The sequence below is a fragment of the Flagellimonas sp. B-3 genome (assembly GCF_056857835.1).
Genome location: NZ_JBSXNW010000023.1, coordinates 54,902 through 70,557 on the forward strand (window position 1 = coordinate 54,902; position 15,656 = coordinate 70,557).

The window sequence follows — 15,656 nt, forward strand, 5'->3', positions numbered from 1 at the left end:
AAGAAACTAAAATATGGAACAATTTCAAATAGAAACGGCCCAAAATATAACCATCAACCAAAACACATCCCACCTTGGTGAGCGCATGCTGGCCTATATTATCGATAGTTTCATTATTTTGGTTTACACCATTTTGGTTTTTGTTTTTTTGATGTCCATTGAGGTTGATCTGGACGATCAATGGGCTTTTTATTTGATACTTACCTTGCCCGCCTTTTTTTATTATCTGCTTTTTGAGACCTTGATGGATGGCAAGACCATAGGAAAGGGGGCCATGAATCTACGGGTGGTAAAACTGGATGGTTCCAAACCTAATTTTGGGAATTATTTTGTGCGATGGGCCCTTCGCATTATTGATGTAGGCCTTACCTCAGGTGGTGCTGCCGTGTTGACCATTCTAATTAGGGGAAAGGGGCAGCGAATCGGTGATATTGCTGCAGGGACCACGGTGATAAGTGAAAAGAAGCGAGTGTCGTTTTCCGATACCTTGTTAAGGGAACTGCCCGAAGATTACAAGCCAACATTTCCGCAAGTAACTGTTTTTAAGGACCAGGAAATGCAAACCATCAAAGAGTTGTACGATAAGGCCAAAATCAACGGCAACCACAATATTATAGTTTCGTTGGATAAACGCATCAAAGAAGTATTGGGGGTACAGACTGTTCTGCAGCCTATCGAATTTGTAGATGTTGTCATCAAAGATTACAACTACTATACACAAAAAATGTAGTCATGCTGTATCAAACTATAGATATATTGGGAACTGTGGCCTTTGCCATTTCCGGGGTTTTGGTCGCTATGGAAAAGCGTCTGGATTTATTTGGCGTGCTTATCATTGCATTTGTCACCGCAATCGGTGGCGGGACATTGAGGGATTTGATGATCGGTAACACTCCCGTGGGCTGGATGCAGGACCTTACCTATGTGACCACTATTTTTATTTCGGTAGTTTTTGCCATCATATTCGTGAACAAGCTCAAATACCTCAGAAAATCGTTGTTTCTGTTCGATACCATTGGTATTGGGCTTTATACCATGGTTGGGGTGGAAAAGGGCCTGGAAGCGGAACTGTTGCCCATTATGTGCGTATTTTTGGGCACCATGACGGCCTGCTTTGGTGGTGTGATACGGGATATGCTCTGCAACGAAATCCCGATTATTTTCCGAAGGAAGGAAATTTATGCGACCACTTGTATTTTGGGTGGTGCCAGTTATTTTCTCTTTATGCAATTTCCGATAAAGGATAGCTACGCCTACGTAGCAGCTATCTTGGTTGTGATCTCATTAAGGTTGGTTGCGGTTAAGTTTGATGTTCGCTTGCCTAACATTTATAAAAAGGAAGCCTGAGAAACCTTCCCTAACTTTTCTTCAATAGTGGTTAATTATTGCTTAGTACCATTAACTCCTTGTTAATCAATTTTACTTTTTCATTAGTCGTAATCCCTTGTGTATACCGCTACATTGGCACCCAAGTAACATAAACAACCAATCAGTAGTACAGGTATGAGAACATCACGATCATTGATCATTACATTTTTAGGGCTGATTTCATTTCTTGGAATCAATCAGGCTAGCGCACAAGGGTGTGTTGCCATACGACATTTTTCCTCTTGTGTAGGGAATACTTTGGAGAATAATTTATTGGGTCCGGGAGACATTCAAATTGGAAGCAATTACAGATATTTCAAATCCTTCCGTCATTTTAGGGGAACCGAAGAGGAACCGGACAGGGTTTCCAATGAGACCGAAGTTATCAACCATTCCCATTCTTGGGATTTCTTCTTGACCTATGGAATATCCAACAGATGGTATGCCAGTATTACCATCCCCACCGTTATAAATACGCGTTCCTCGTTGTACGAACACGGACGCGATGAGCGTAACACCACTTTTTCCCGTGGCTTGGCCGATATTCGGGCAGGTGTTGGCTATTGGCTTTTCGATCTTGAAAAACACCAAAACGGAAATTTAGCATTGGGTTTAGGGCTTAAGCTACCAACGGGAAGCTACAATGCGTCCGATATTTTTTACAATGTTGGACCCGAAGGTGGGCCACAGGTGAGACCCGTGGATCAAAGTATTCAGCCCGGGGATGGCGGATTTGGAATAACCCTGGATTTTCAGTTCTACCAAAAAATTGCCGAACGGTTTTTTGCCTACGGAGGTGGTTTTTACTTGATCAATCCGAGGGAGACCAACGGTACACGGACATTTAGGGAAACTTTGAGCCCAATTTTGGAAAATGAGGCCATTATGGCCGTTCCAGACCAGTTTTCACTCCGCGCTGGAGTAAGCCATAGTTTGAGCAATACCATTTCAGCTTCATTGGGAGCACGATACGAAGGTGTGCCTGTAAAGGACCTTATTGGTGGTAACGAAGGTTTCAGAAGACCAGGGAACGTACTCTCCATTGACCCTGGAATTGCTTTTATGAAAGATAATTTCTCCTTGAACCTGAATGTGCCGTTCGCAGTGAGAAGGGAGCGTCCGCAAAGTGTGACCGATTTGGAAACACAACAGATGACAGGAGAGCCCAGACAGGGAGATGCCGCTTTTGCAGATTATTTGATCAATGTAGGGGTCTCGTACCGATTTGCACGCAGTAAGGTAAGGGTTGATCCGGAACTCATGAACGAATTCAATAATTAAAGGGTTGAAAAATATCAATGGACAAAATTGTAGTTTCCCAAATTCAAACTCTTTTTTTTATATGTATTTTATCCTTTGGTTTTCACGCCCAAGGTCAAGAGAATTTAAAGGGAAAAGTGATAGATGCCACTGATGGACAACCCTTGATCGGTGCCCAAATTATTCTGAAACCTAGCAATAAAGGAACCATGACCGATGATTTTGGGAATTTTGAGGTCCAAGCAGGTTCCGATGATAGATCAGTTGCCATAAAGTATTTGGGTTATGAGGAATGGGAAGCACCGATACCTCATAATCATGATTTGGGAACCATAGCATTGAAAAGATCCAATACCACATTAAACGAAGTAATTGTAAGTGCTTCCCCCAAGAATTTTAAAAGTGAGTTCAAAGGGAGCAATTTTAGGATCAATCCCGTTTCATTGAAGAACATCAATCCGATGAGTACCGAAGAGGTACTGCGGACCATTCCGGGAGTCAACATAGTCGGGGACATGGGTTTGTCCAACCGACCGAACATAAGTATTCGAGGTTCTTGGGGCAGGCGTTCCAAAAAGGTATTGTTGATGGAAGACGGTACCCCGTCCGCTCCAGCACCTTATATTGCCCCTGGAGCCTATTACAATCCCGTGAGCGATCGAATTACTTCCATTGAGGTGTACAAGGGAGCGGATTTACTACGGTATGGCCCCAATAATATGTACGGTGCTGTCAACTATATTACGGCCCTGCCACCACAAAAACCGACCCTGCGATTAAAATTGACAGGTGGTCAGCGCAACTATACTTCAGGGCTATTTTCTTATGGAGGTACTTGGAACGATATTGGCGGATTGGTCGAAGGTGTTTATAAGAAGTTTGACGGGTTTACCGATAATTCATCTGTCGAGATCTTGAACCTAAATGCCAAGATTTTTGCCAAACTGTCCAAAAATCAATCACTTTATTTCAAAGTCAGTGGGCAATTTGAGGACAATCAAGCCTCTTTGAGCTCTCAGACCCCTTTTACTTTTGAAACGGACCCGACCCAAAATCCATTGGATGCTGACCAATTTGTTATGAGGCGTTATGGTGTTGACATTATCCATAAATGGCTTCCAAAGGATAATTTGAGCTTTACCACAAAAATGTATGCATCGGATTTTGAACGGGATTGGTGGAGACAGGTTACCGCCAAGGTTCGGGCATCTGAAGTTCAGGATTATGTAGGGGCTGAAATTTTTAACGAGAGATATGGATACTTAGCGGGAAGAACATTTGATGACGAGGACTACGTTATCGTCGGTCGTGTGGAAAACGGAGAGGAAAGCACTACGGACAGTCGATGGATTTACCGTGTTTCCGGAATCAAGGAAACCGTAAATGTGGATTGGGACGCCTTTGGGGCCCCGAGTGCGTTCGAAGGAAGCATCAACCTACATCGTGAAACCTTCAAGGATGTCTTCTTGGAGGCGGACAATTCCAGATGGGCCAGATATGGAACAGCGACCAAGGATTTGTGGTATCGCTTGTGGTCGGCCAATGGATATGTCCGCAATGAGTTCCATTTTGGAAAATGGGGGGTCACGCCCATTCTTCGCTTCGAGCATGTGGATATGTTTAGGCAAGACCTTTTGGCTTTGTCACAAAACCCTGATTTGGAAAGTACCACGGAAGGTAGGGAGCCTAATGTGTACGATCAATTTTTACCTGGAATTACAGTAAACCACGATTACGGCGAAGGTGAGTTTTATGGAAGTGTGTACCAAGGGATGATAGCCCCTTCCAAGGTATTCGGATTTTTGGTGGAGCAAGATGGTGTTGTTACCAACCCATTGGAGGGACAGAGCATCAATATAGAACCGGAACTCAGCTGGAACAAAGAAATTGGTTGGAGAGGCAGCCTGCTGGACAATGGTGTCCAAGGACAGCTGACCTATTTCCATAATGCGAGCAGAAATTTTTATGCCGGTGGTCGAAATGAAGTGTTTACCGAATTGGGGGAAATCAATGTGCAAGGAGTCGAAATGGCCGTCAATGTAGAACTTTTGAACATAAATGGGCATCAATTACACTTTTTGGGCAATGTAACCTATATGGATTCCAAGGTAAAGGCCGGCAAATTGGAGGATAGAGATCTCTTTTCACAGGTTATTCATAGTGCAGCTACCCAAGACGAGTATGTGGATAAGGTAAACGCAAACAGGAATGCGTATGAGATTTATGTGGACAATGGGAGCGAAGAAGTCTTATTGAGCGACCAAACCGTGGATGCTTCACAATTTTCCAACATTACAAGGAGTGTCATTACCTTTGGTAATGAAGGACTTTACGATTCGGAGGCACCTTATACGCCACATATTAATACGAGCTTTGGTCTTAATTATGATTGGGACCGATTATCGAGCGGATTCAATGTGCACCACGTGGGCAAACAATACACCGAGTTTCACAACTTTGTGAACGAATCCGCAGATGGGGCTATTGGCCAATTGCCATCATATACCACCATTGATGCCTTTGTGAACTATGACCTGACCATCGGCAAGAAAATCGATGCGACCATTTTTGTCAACGGAAAGAATATTACCAATACTGTTTACAGAGCTTCACGGTTGAACAGAGCTACTTCAGGAGTTTTTGGCGGTGGATTTCGTCAGATCATATTTGGAATCAACATGAAAATTTAGAATAGAGGTATGAACCATTTAAATCCAACCAGAAAAAATCGTTTTATCGCCATCACTATCGGCTTGGTATATTTTTGGTTTGGTACATTAAAATTTGTCCCAAACCTTAGTCCAGCCGAAGATTTGGCAAAAAGCACCATTCATCAACTCACTTTTGGATTGGTACCTGATGAGATTTCCATAATCCTACTTGCCTTTTGGGAAGTAGGATTGGGCTTTTTATTTGTGTTCGGTTTTTTTAGAAGACAAGCTGTAATAATGACTTTGGTCCACATGGTATGCACCTTTACACCGCTATTCTTTTTTCCGGGCGATGTTTTTGGAGACGAGCCATTATCCTTGACCCTTGTTGGGCAATACATTATGAAAAACCTCATAATTATAGCGGCCCTTGTTTCCATTTACGAAAGAAAAAGGGTTTCCGAAAAGTCCGGAGAGCCAATAAGAAAGCAAAAATACAGTTTGTCGAACGGTATATTAATCGGCAAAAACCTCTTCAAAAAAGTGTGACATACGCTGCCAAGACCGATCACTGGCCAAAGGGTTGTACATCATGCCATCGTCAGGTGCATTGGCATTTGGGTTGGTGAAAGCATGCCCCGTATGGCCAAAAACATCCATTTCCCAAACCGCATTGCGTTCGGTGAGTTCGTAACCCAAGGAAACAATATCTTTTGGAAATGCCAGCGGGTCCTCCCAACCGTGAAGCACCAATATTTTTGCCTTGATGTCCCCTTCGTGATCCAGGCCAGGCGGGTCAAAGATTCCGTGGAAACAGACCGCTCCTTTGATATCTATGCCGGAACGGGCCAAATCCAAGGCGCATTTTCCACCAAAGCAAAATCCTATAATTCCGACCTTTTCGGCCTTGGCCAAATCATGTTCTTTTATTTTGTCGAGTGCCAAAAGTATCCGATTTAACAATTCTTGGCGGTCGTTCAACATTTCGTTCATTAATGTTTCGGCTTCTGCGGCATCCTTGGCTCTTTTGCCTTTTCCGTACACATCTATGGCGAAGGCCAAATAGCCTTGCTTGGCCAGTTCTACGGCTTTGTCCGCTTCAAAGTCTGATTGGCCTACCCATGTGTGGGAGACCAAAACCACAGGGCGTTTGCCCTTAATGCTATCATCGTAGGCAACCACTCCTTGGTAAGATTGCCCACTAGCTGCATAAGTAAAATTGTTAGTCTGTATCATGCTGAGTTTAGTTACGGGTTGAGGGCAATTAAATTATACTATTTTTTGATTCCTTTACAATACTTCTGCTTTGAGGATATAAACATTTTGCCATGGCCAATCACCGTCACCTACAGGAACATTGTTTATGGCATCCACCACATCCATTCCTTCCACTACACGTCCGAAGGGCGTGTAGGATCCATCAAGATGGTAAGATCCTGGATTGGTTACCACAATGAAGAATTCGTAGGGAGAAGCTAATTTGTGTGGATTGTCCCTTTCGCTACTGGGCATGGAAATGGTTCCTCGGTGGTGCTTGTGGCCTTTATTGGCGTCAGGTGGAAGGAGATATCGTCCTATATCACCACGCTTGCTCGCTGTTTTTCTATCATCGGAGTTGCCTCCTTGTATAATAAAATCCTTCACAACCCTGTGGAACTGGGTACTGTCAAAATACTTTTGCCTGGCCAAATAAATAAAATTGGCTTTGTGATAGGGTACATCATCATACAACTGTACGGTAAAACTGCCCATGGTAGTGGTAATCTTTACTTTGTCTTTTTTTAAGTTTTTTTCGTAATCGAAAAAGAAGTCAATTGCATTTTCCTCTGTGAGTTTGAAAGGTTCTTCTTCTTCCTCGATTTTCGTGGAATCCACTGTTACTTTTGGGACGGTATCGGTATTTGTAATATTTTCCTGAACTTTGTCCTTGTCCTTTTTAGGGGATTCTCCACAGGAAACGAATAAAAAAAATAATATACTTGTAATTAAAGCCGATTGTCTCAATAGCATGGATTTTAATGAATTTTGTGAACTAGCTTTAAAATTAAAAAATCTACCACTTCCTGGAGAGGATTCGCACAATAAAATGTCACCAGAGCTACGTATCCAATGGTTGAAGGACAACCGGGTGCAGGATGCCAACCCTAGAAGAGCCGGGGTAATGGCTCTGTTTTATCCGGATTTGGAACAAGAGACCCGTTTACTTTTGATACTTCGTAAAGTTTACCAAGGCGTGCATTCCAACCAAATCGGATTTCCAGGCGGGAAGGTGGAGAAGGAAGATAAAGACCTGATGCAAACTGCCTTAAGGGAAACCTATGAGGAAGTTGGCGTACCCCCTACTAAGGTCGAAGTAATCAAAGAACTCAGTGAAGTGTATATTCCGCCCAGTAATTTTTTGGTAAGGCCTTACATCGGAATCTATCCGAATCCGGGACCATTTGTTAAGGAAGAAAGCGAAGTGGAAAGCCTAGTCGAGGTGTATCTGAGGGATTTCTTGGACGACTCTAACCATATTGAGGAAATTTTGAGCACTTCTTACGCAAAAAACATACATGTACCCGCCTTTAAATTAAACGGTTACACGGTTTGGGGAGCTACGGCCATGATGTTGAGCGAAATCAAGGCACTTTTACGCCAAGTGCTTTAGCTGCTATTTTGTAAATTTGCTGCCAACAATCAACACTTTACATGGGTCTGTTCAAAAAAAATCCTTTTGGTCATATTTTATTTTTAAAACGATGGCTGATCCGTATCGCCGGTATGATGACACACCAGCGTTACAAAGGATTTAATACTCTCGAGATCGAAGGGTCGCAGATTATCCGTGATTTGCCCGAAAACAATGTGCTCTTTGTAAGCAACCACCAGACCTATTTTGCCGATGTGGTGGCCATGTTCCATGTTTTTAATGCCAGTTTGAGCGGGAGGGAAGACAATATTAAAAATTTGGGCTATCTCTGGAACCCCAAATTGAATATTTACTACGTAGCGGCCAAGGAGACCATGAAAAAGAGTCTATTGACCAAAATTTTGGCCTATGCAGGTTCCATAAGCATTGAGAGAACTTGGAGGGCCGATGGTCAAAATGTGAACCGACAGGTGAAGTTCAGTGATATTTCCAATATTGGAAAAGCTTTGGATGATGGATGGGTAATAACCTTTCCTCAAGGCACAACAACACCTTGGAAACCATTGCGAAAAGGTACCGCTCACATCATCAAAAAGTATAAACCCGTTGTGGTTCCCGTGGTTATTGATGGGTTCCGACGTTCGTTTGACAAGAAAGGGCTTCGTGTCAAGAAGAAAGGGATACTTCAATCCATGCAAATTAAAGAGCCATTGGATATTGATTACGACAACGAGTCGATTGATGCCATATTGGAAAAATTGGAGTACGCCATTGAGCAGCATCCATCTTTCCTAAAAGTAATTCCTCAAAAGGAGCTTCTTGCCTACGAGGAGGAAAACCAAAAAAGACGCTACAGTTATAAGGGCAAGTTGGACGATTAGACCTCTAACCTTTTAAGGTCGTTATAGTTTTTTCTAAGTCTTTTTAGTAAGATACCGTAAAGTAATTTGTAGAACAGCCATATTAAAAATAGGATAGCGGCTATAAATACCACGGATATCCCGATCACCATGGCCCAAAATGTTATGCTGTCCCCGTCTTTGGATGCAGCTTCAACAATTTTCTGTCCCTCGGAACCATAAAGGAGTGCCCCGTACATGTTTATGATCAAATAGGTGGTGAAGATGATAAGATTGAACCAGACATATTGTGTTACGGTTCGTTTTACCTTTAATATGGTCCGCATCAAATTCTTGGAGGAATCCGTGAATGATATTTTTTTGTAATTAATGTAAAACTTATAGATAAAGTAAAGGATTATGGCGTAGTTGATGATGTTCAGGGCCATAACGACCTTATAGATATGCATGTCCTTTAGCTCCTGCATGGTTTCTGGACCGCTAAAAATAATATTGATACCCGCCCAGAACACAAACTCTATGATGCTGATATAAAAAATCCATTTAACTATGGATGATGACTTTTTCTTGGTCATCGGATAGATTTGCTCATAGGACAGCTTGGGAAGGTCTGCTTCCCGCTTCTGCCAATCTTTTTTCAAGAGCTCCAGTTCATCCAGCATAATCAAGGATTTAATATGGTTCTTAATTTATTTTTTACCCTGCTCATCTTCACTCTCGCATTTACTTCTGTAATACCCAAAGTTTCGGCTATCTCCGTGTAATCCTTGTCTTCCAGATAGAGGAATACCAAGGCCTTGTCAATATCACCAAGCTGTTTTATGGCGTCGTACATCAGTTTTAACTGCCGTTCTTCCGTATCGTCATAATCCGTGGCCTTGATCTTATGGAGGACCGACTCAAAATCTTGGGTCTTTACCCTTTTTTTTGATTTTCGGTACAAGGTAATGGCCGTATTCAACGCCACACGGTACATCCATGTACTAAACTTGGCATCTCCCCGAAACTTTGGATATGCTTTCCACAATTGAATAGTGATTTCTTGGAACAGGTCGTTATGGGAGTCTTTGTCGTTGGTATAGAGACTACATACCTTATGGACAATATTTTGATTGTCCTCAAGTTCCGTCACAAAACGATGTTCCAGTTCTTTGTTCACTAAACGGTTGGTAAAGTTGCTTTAATTATAAGTATGCAGAAAGCAACATTTGTTACAGTGTTTGATGAAAAATCTATTTACGATAGTCCAATGCAGGAGGTCTGTTGCCCAACATGGGAATATATTTGAAGTCTTTTCCCCTTCTTTCCTCCAATTCCTTTTTGGCGGCCTCTATTGTTTTTGGGTTTTCAAAAATATCCATTGCGGTAAGGGCTATGGTTTTGGCGGCTACCATCATTCCTTTGGAGCCAATGCTCATACCTCCGGCAGCTACGGCTTGCCAACTGTGTGCAGGTGTTCCGGGTACCCATGTCGCCGTTCCCAGCCCAGCTGTTGGTACGGTAAAACTAACGTCTCCCACATCGGTGGAACCAAATGCATTGGCCGTTTCTTTGTAAGGTTGGATTTTTTCGGCAGTGGAAATGTCCGGTGCATTTTTGCCCAAAGTTTTGGATATTTTTTCGGCAAAGGCCTTTTCCTCATCATTGTAAGTAACCCCACCTACTTTCACCAAGTTGTCGTACATTATTTTTTGCACGGTCAGGTTGGGCAGGAGTTCGTGGGTTCCCCCGATCATTTCATATTCCATGGTAGTTCCTGTTCCCATCGCAGCTCCTTCCGCTGCTTTTACGATCCTATCAAAAATATCCACGACCACATCCCTGGTGTTGTGTCTTGCATAATAATAAACTTCGGCAAAGTCGGGAACAACATTTGGCGCTTTACCTCCATCGGTGATTACGTAGTGGATTCGTGCATCTTCGGGGATATGCTCGCGCATCATGTTTACCATGGCATTCATGGCCTCTACGCCATCCAATGCCGAACGTCCCATTTGTGGTGCGGCTGCGGCATGTGCAGAAACCCCATGGAACCTGAATTTGGCGGATTTGTTGGCCAATGCGGCACCGGCACTGGCGGCATTTGCCGAACTTGGGTGCCAATGCAGGGCTACGTCCACATCATCGAACACGCCTTCGCGAACCATATAAACTTTACCGGAACCACCTTCTTCTGCCGGGCATCCGTAAAAGCGAATGGTTCCTTTAATGTCGTTGGCATCCATCCAGTCCTTTACCGAAATCGCCGCAGCGGTGGATGCCGTTCCAAACAAGTGGTGCCCACAGGCATGACCGGCAGCCCCACCAGCGGATTTTTTCTCTGGAACAGCCTCTTGAGAAAGGCCGGGCAAGGCATCGTATTCCCCCAAAATACCAATTACAGGATACCCAGATCCATATTCGGCTTTAAAAGCCGTTGGGATACCAGCAATCCCTGTTTCGATGGAGAACCCGGCATCGGAAAGGGTTTTTTGTAAAAGGGCGGAACTTTGCTCTTCCAAATATCCCATTTCAGCCAAGTCCCATATTTCATGGGCAATTTCAGTGTATTTTTCAGATTTTGAATCTAAAGCCTTGATTACATCGTTTTTCTTTTTTTGGGCATGAATACCCATGGTGCACAACAATAGCAGCGCACCTAGCGGGAGAATTTTTTTCATGGGTTGAAGTTTTTTTGAGTTAGATGCTAAAGATACAAAAAAACCAAGCCTGAGATGACCCGCTCAAACAGGTAATACTTAAATTTGTCGGTATGTCGAGCATGAACATTCCTCAATCCAGTTATCCAAGAGTCGTAATTATAGGCGGCGGTTTTGGAGGCATTGCATTAGCCAAAAAATTAAGTAAAAAAGAAGCCCAAGTGGTTCTGTTGGATAAACACAATTACCACAACTTTCAACCCTTGCTGTATCAAGTGTCCACAGGTGGGCTGGAACCGGATTCCATTGCATACCCCATCAGAAAGGTGTTGCAGGGCTATCCCAATTTCTTTTTTAGATTGGCACAGGTGAAGGAAGTTAAAACGCATACCAAACGAATCAAGACCAATATCGGGGAGATTTTTTATGATTACCTGGTGGTAGCAACGGGTTCGGAAACCAACTTTTTTGGGAATAAGAACATTAAGGCCAAGGGTATGGCCATGAAAACCATTCCGCAATCCCTGAATTTACGAAGCTTGATCCTGGAAAATTTTGAGCAGGCACTTTTAACGGATGACCTCCATGAGCGTGATGCCTTGATGAACTTCGTTATAGTGGGCGGTGGGCCCACAGGGGTTGAACTGGCAGGGGCTTTGGCAGAGATCAAAAAAGGCATTTTGCCGAAGGATTACCCCGATCTGGATACCCGTAGGGCACAAATAAACTTGGTGCAAGGCGGCGATAGGATTTTGCCGGCAATGAGTGAAAAAGCATCGGAGAAAGCGGAAAAGTTTTTGGAAGAGCTCGGGGTAAATGTTTGGAAAAACATCCGTGTAACCGATTACGATGGCAAAAAAGTAACCACAAGCACCAAAACAATTTTTGAGGCAGAAACCTTGGTGTGGGCCGCGGGAGTCAAAGCAGTGGGACTAAAAGGTTTGGATGTTGAGGAACTTCTTAGCAGGGACAAACGTTTAAAAGTAAACGAGTTTCATCAAATTGTGGGACTGGAAGATGTTTTTGCCATTGGTGACGTGGCGCAAATGGAAACGGAGGAATTTCCTTATGGACACCCTATGATGGCCCAACCTGCCATACAACAAGGGAGGAACCTTGGGGACAACCTGGTTCGATTGATAGAGAACAAACCGATGAAACCTTTTGTTTATAAAGATAAGGGCAGCATGGCAACCGTAGGAAGGAACAAAGCGGTGGTGGATTTGCCAAAATTCCGGTTTCAAGGCGTATTTGCTTGGTTTGTTTGGATGTTTGTGCATCTATATTTTCTGATCGGTTTTAGAAATAGGGTAGTGGTCTTTATCAATTGGGTGTACAATTATATTCGATTTGACCGTGAGGCACGTTTGATTATCCGACCTTTTAAAAAACAGAACAAAGTAGAAAAGAATACCCTGATGCAGGACTGATGTAGTTTGCTGAATTCCAAACATCAAGGTTAAAATTTAGCTAATGGTTATGGTGGGTTGTTCAAGCTTTGGTAAATTGTAGTAAAACACTTACCATGAACAGATTAGCCTTTTTTCTCATCTTAGCCATGTTGTTCAGTCTGACGATTCACGCTCAAAATAGTACTGTTATTTCCAAAACCGCGGAGTCTCCAATCTATATTGAGGGTTTTAATTATCCAAAATTTGATGAATTATCACATTTTGCCTGGTTCAGTATCAATTTTGAAGCTTTGGAGGGTACAGAAATTCAAGTTATTGGCGAACATTACCGACGCTACCACGCAGACAGGTTCAGTTTAGGTACACAGCTAAACCAAAGGATCGGAAAAAAGCTTTACATGTTGGGAGGATATCAAAAAGAATGGGATTTATACAATAGTGGCAGGGGATATCCAAATCCCGACCCGCGCCATGAAATTTTTCTTGGTATGGAACATCAAGTTCGTGAAAATATGCTTTTGGATGTAAAGCTCGTCCGCCCGATCAAAGCATCCAATTTTTATAGTATGGGGCTGGAAGGAGTGGGCACACGACTTGAGATGGGAACCCGAATAAAATTTTGAGATTTTTTATCTTCTCGGATGAAAATTTTTGAGAACCTGCGTCAAATGTGTACGGTTCACATGCATGTACACCTCGGTAGTGGTAATGCTCTCATGCCCCAACATTTGTTGTATGGCCCTAAGGTCGGCACCATTTTCCAAAAGATGGGTAGCAAAGGAATGCCGAAAGGTATGGGGGCTGATATTTTTGTCCAACCCAATTTTTTCTGCAAGTCTTTTAACAATGGTGAAAATCATGGCCCGGGTCAATTGGTTGCCCCTACGGTTTAAAAAAACAAAATCCTCGTGTTCTTTTTTTATGGGCAAATGCACCCGAACCTCTTTCCAATATATGTTGATGTATTTTTGGTTCACATCACTGATCGGAACAAAGCGTTGTTTGTTCCCCTTCCCCGTTACCTTTATAAAATCCTCATCAAAATACAGGTCGGATAGTTTTAGATTGATGAGTTCCGATACCCGAAGACCACAACCATATAAGGTTTCCAGAATGGCCCTGTTGCGTTCCCCTTCGGGTTTGGATAGGTCGATGGCGGCAATCAAATTGTTTATTTCCTGCTCGGAAAGGGTGTCGGGCAACTTTCTTCCAATTTTTGGGGTTTCGATAAGATCCATGGGATTATCCTCCCTGTAATCCTCAAAAACCAAATAGGTGAAAAACCCTTTTAAACCCGAAATAATACGTGCTTGCGTTCTAGGGCTCACTATTTTGGCAATATCATAAATAAACTGTTGGACCGTTTCTCGAGGAATCAACACTGGTTTTTCATCAATTGAATTATCCTCAAGAAAATGTACGAGTTTTTGAACATCCATTGCATAATTTGAAATAGAGTTTTGGGAAAGACCTCGCTCTATCTTCAAATAATTTTGGTAATCTTTTAGTGCTTGCTGCCAGTTCATACCACCAAATATAGTGACATTCCATTTTCACGATTAATTAGAAGTATGCATTGGTCAATTCAAATTACCCTTTGGTCAATTGGGGTGATTAAAAAACCACAATTTTCAATACTTTCCGAATAGAAATTGAATGGATAAATAATTGAAAATGCTCATTTTGTAGGAAAATTATATCAAAAGACACTTTTTTACCGATGATGACGTTCTGTTGTTAATAAAATTTTAACAATGAAGAAAAAGACATTTGTAATGGCGATCATAGCCTTGGTTGCCGTAAGTTTTTCGTCCATGGCGCAGCGAGTGGATCGGACAAATTTTAAAGCAGGGGTTCATTTAGGGATTCCATTTGGAGATATTTCCGATTTTTCAAATTTTGAACTTGGTCTGGATTTAGGATATCATTGGGGAGTTTCGGAACTCATTGATGCAGGTATCTCCACAGGATTTATGAATGCCTTTATCAATAACGATACAGCAGATTTTGGTCCTGTGGTAGTGGAGGGTGACTTTCCCAATATCCAATATCTTCCTGTAGCGGGTGCTTTTAGAATATACCCCACCTACGATTTTAAGATCGGTGCCGATGTAGGATATGCCGTTGGAATAAATGATGGTAATACAGGAGGGCTTTATTTAAGGCCCATTATTGGTGCCAACCTCAATAGCACCACCGAAATAAACATTTCTTATGTAAAAATAAGTGATGATTACGATTTCTCGATGGCGACATTGGGAATTTTATTTTTGTTTTAAAAAGAAAAAGCAACTGTTTTTAACCCCAAATCTTGCAGTTTAAACTATGAATATTAACCATTAATTACACTTAACAAATGAAAAAATTACTTTTAGTTGTTGCTTTGTTTATGCTTGGTAACCTGGCCGTTAAGGCCCAAACAAATTACAGGGCTGCCTTGGGGTTGGGCATTGACCTTTATGATGAAGCTACCTTTTTTGGAGCTACCGGTAAATATTTTTTTTCCGATAATCATGTAGGTCAAGCGGATTTGGGCTTTGAGGATAACGCGACGATTACCACTTTTCTGTATTCCTTCCACAAAGGATTTTTTAGGGCACCTGGCTTACGCTGGTATGCTGGTGTGGGACCGAGTATTATTTTTATTAAAAACTCGGACAACATTTTTGCGCTGCGACCTCATTTAGGACTCGACTTTAAGATAGATGGAGTTCCCTTTGTGCTTAATTTTGATTGGCGTCCATCGGTGGTACTCAGTGATGTAGGTGAAAATGAAGTGGCAGCTTTTGGATTTGGGCTTCAATTCGCCATAGAATGATGATTTCTTAAAAAAA

Annotated in this window: 17 protein-coding genes; 11 read left to right on the top strand and 6 right to left on the bottom strand. The window is 42.4% G+C overall.

Going from position 1 to position 15,656, the window contains the following annotated elements:
• The first annotated feature begins 13 nt into the window (after nt 1-13).
• The 5 genes from AC13CS_RS11990 to AC13CS_RS12010 all read left to right on the top strand — a co-directional run bounded on the left by AC13CS_RS11990 (nt 14) and on the right by AC13CS_RS12010 (nt 5,828).
• The gene (locus AC13CS_RS11990) at nt 14-730 is read left to right on the top strand and encodes an RDD family protein (RefSeq protein WP_482888799.1); all 717 of its coding nucleotides are present in this window, start codon (nt 14-16) and stop codon (nt 728-730) included.
• Between the two features lie 2 nt (nt 731-732).
• Nucleotides 733-1,347 carry a trimeric intracellular cation channel family protein gene (locus AC13CS_RS11995; protein WP_482888801.1) on the top strand — a complete coding sequence of 205 codons (615 nt, stop codon included), beginning with the start codon at nt 733-735 and terminating at the stop codon, nt 1,345-1,347.
• A gap of 156 nt (nt 1,348-1,503) precedes the next feature.
• Nucleotides 1,504-2,649 (top strand): hypothetical protein, encoded by a 1,146-nt coding sequence (locus tag AC13CS_RS12000; RefSeq protein WP_482888802.1) that lies wholly within the window; start codon nt 1,504-1,506, stop codon nt 2,647-2,649.
• A gap of 17 nt (nt 2,650-2,666) precedes the next feature.
• Nucleotides 2,667-5,318 carry a carboxypeptidase-like regulatory domain-containing protein gene (locus AC13CS_RS12005; RefSeq protein WP_293165043.1) on the top strand — a complete coding sequence of 884 codons (2,652 nt, stop codon included), beginning with the start codon at nt 2,667-2,669 and terminating at the stop codon, nt 5,316-5,318.
• A 9-nt stretch (nt 5,319-5,327) separates the two neighbouring features.
• Nucleotides 5,328-5,828 (top strand): hypothetical protein, encoded by a 501-nt coding sequence (locus tag AC13CS_RS12010; protein ID WP_293165041.1) that lies wholly within the window; start codon nt 5,328-5,330, stop codon nt 5,826-5,828.
• Here AC13CS_RS12010 and AC13CS_RS12015 read toward each other — a convergent pair.
• Entirely contained in the window at nt 5,796-6,515 is a 720-nt protein-coding gene (locus tag AC13CS_RS12015) for a dienelactone hydrolase family protein (protein WP_482888803.1), read from the bottom strand. The two genes, AC13CS_RS12010 and AC13CS_RS12015, sit on opposite strands and share 33 nt — an antisense overlap.
• A 54-nt stretch (nt 6,516-6,569) precedes the next feature.
• A complete protein-coding gene (locus AC13CS_RS12020; RefSeq protein WP_293165266.1) occupies nt 6,570-7,283 on the bottom strand; it encodes a peptidylprolyl isomerase in 714 nt (237 codons plus the stop codon).
• Nucleotides 7,284-7,287: 4 nt separating this feature from the next.
• On the opposite strand from AC13CS_RS12020, the gene AC13CS_RS12025 reads away from it, so the two are divergent.
• The gene (locus tag AC13CS_RS12025) at nt 7,288-7,929 is read left to right on the top strand and encodes an NUDIX hydrolase (protein ID WP_293165038.1); all 642 of its coding nucleotides are present in this window, start codon (nt 7,288-7,290) and stop codon (nt 7,927-7,929) included.
• A gap of 41 nt (nt 7,930-7,970) precedes the next feature.
• Complete coding sequence (locus AC13CS_RS12030; RefSeq protein WP_293165036.1) at nt 7,971-8,792, top strand: lysophospholipid acyltransferase family protein; 822 nt, start codon at nt 7,971-7,973, stop codon at nt 8,790-8,792.
• Here the strand turns inward: AC13CS_RS12030 and AC13CS_RS12035 are convergent.
• The 3 genes from AC13CS_RS12035 to AC13CS_RS12045 all read right to left on the bottom strand — a co-directional run bounded on the left by AC13CS_RS12035 (nt 8,789) and on the right by AC13CS_RS12045 (nt 11,431).
• Nucleotides 8,789-9,433: a hypothetical protein gene (locus AC13CS_RS12035; RefSeq protein WP_293165034.1), complete on the bottom strand. Its 645-nt coding sequence runs from the start codon at nt 9,431-9,433 to the stop codon at nt 8,789-8,791. The genes AC13CS_RS12030 and AC13CS_RS12035 overlap by 4 nt on opposite strands.
• A 2-nt stretch (nt 9,434-9,435) precedes the next feature.
• The gene (locus tag AC13CS_RS12040) at nt 9,436-9,930 is read right to left on the bottom strand and encodes an RNA polymerase sigma factor (protein WP_163625598.1); all 495 of its coding nucleotides are present in this window, start codon (nt 9,928-9,930) and stop codon (nt 9,436-9,438) included.
• Nucleotides 9,931-10,003: 73 nt separating this feature from the next.
• Nucleotides 10,004-11,431, bottom strand: a complete 1,428-nt coding sequence (locus AC13CS_RS12045; protein ID WP_293165031.1) for an amidohydrolase — start codon at nt 11,429-11,431, stop codon at nt 10,004-10,006.
• A 101-nt stretch (nt 11,432-11,532) separates the two neighbouring features.
• Between AC13CS_RS12045 and AC13CS_RS12050 the strand changes: the two genes are divergently transcribed.
• Nucleotides 11,533-12,840 carry an NAD(P)/FAD-dependent oxidoreductase gene (locus AC13CS_RS12050; RefSeq protein ID WP_482888832.1) on the top strand — a complete coding sequence of 436 codons (1,308 nt, stop codon included), beginning with the start codon at nt 11,533-11,535 and terminating at the stop codon, nt 12,838-12,840.
• 95 nt (nt 12,841-12,935) lie between these two features.
• Nucleotides 12,936-13,445, top strand: a complete 510-nt coding sequence (locus AC13CS_RS12055) for a hypothetical protein (protein ID WP_293165029.1) — start codon at nt 12,936-12,938, stop codon at nt 13,443-13,445.
• A 6-nt stretch (nt 13,446-13,451) separates the two neighbouring features.
• On the opposite strand, the gene xerD is transcribed toward AC13CS_RS12055, so the two are convergent.
• Nucleotides 13,452-14,348 carry a site-specific tyrosine recombinase XerD gene (gene xerD / locus AC13CS_RS12060; protein WP_482888804.1) on the bottom strand — a complete coding sequence of 299 codons (897 nt, stop codon included), beginning with the start codon at nt 14,346-14,348 and terminating at the stop codon, nt 13,452-13,454.
• A gap of 228 nt (nt 14,349-14,576) precedes the next feature.
• Between xerD and AC13CS_RS12065 the strand changes: the two genes are divergently transcribed.
• Both AC13CS_RS12065 and AC13CS_RS12070 read left to right on the top strand, forming a co-directional pair.
• Complete coding sequence (locus AC13CS_RS12065) at nt 14,577-15,101, top strand: hypothetical protein (RefSeq protein ID WP_293165025.1); 525 nt, start codon at nt 14,577-14,579, stop codon at nt 15,099-15,101.
• A 77-nt stretch (nt 15,102-15,178) separates the two neighbouring features.
• Nucleotides 15,179-15,640: a hypothetical protein gene (locus tag AC13CS_RS12070; RefSeq protein ID WP_293165023.1), complete on the top strand. Its 462-nt coding sequence runs from the start codon at nt 15,179-15,181 to the stop codon at nt 15,638-15,640.
• Nucleotides 15,641-15,656 lie beyond the last annotated feature (16 nt).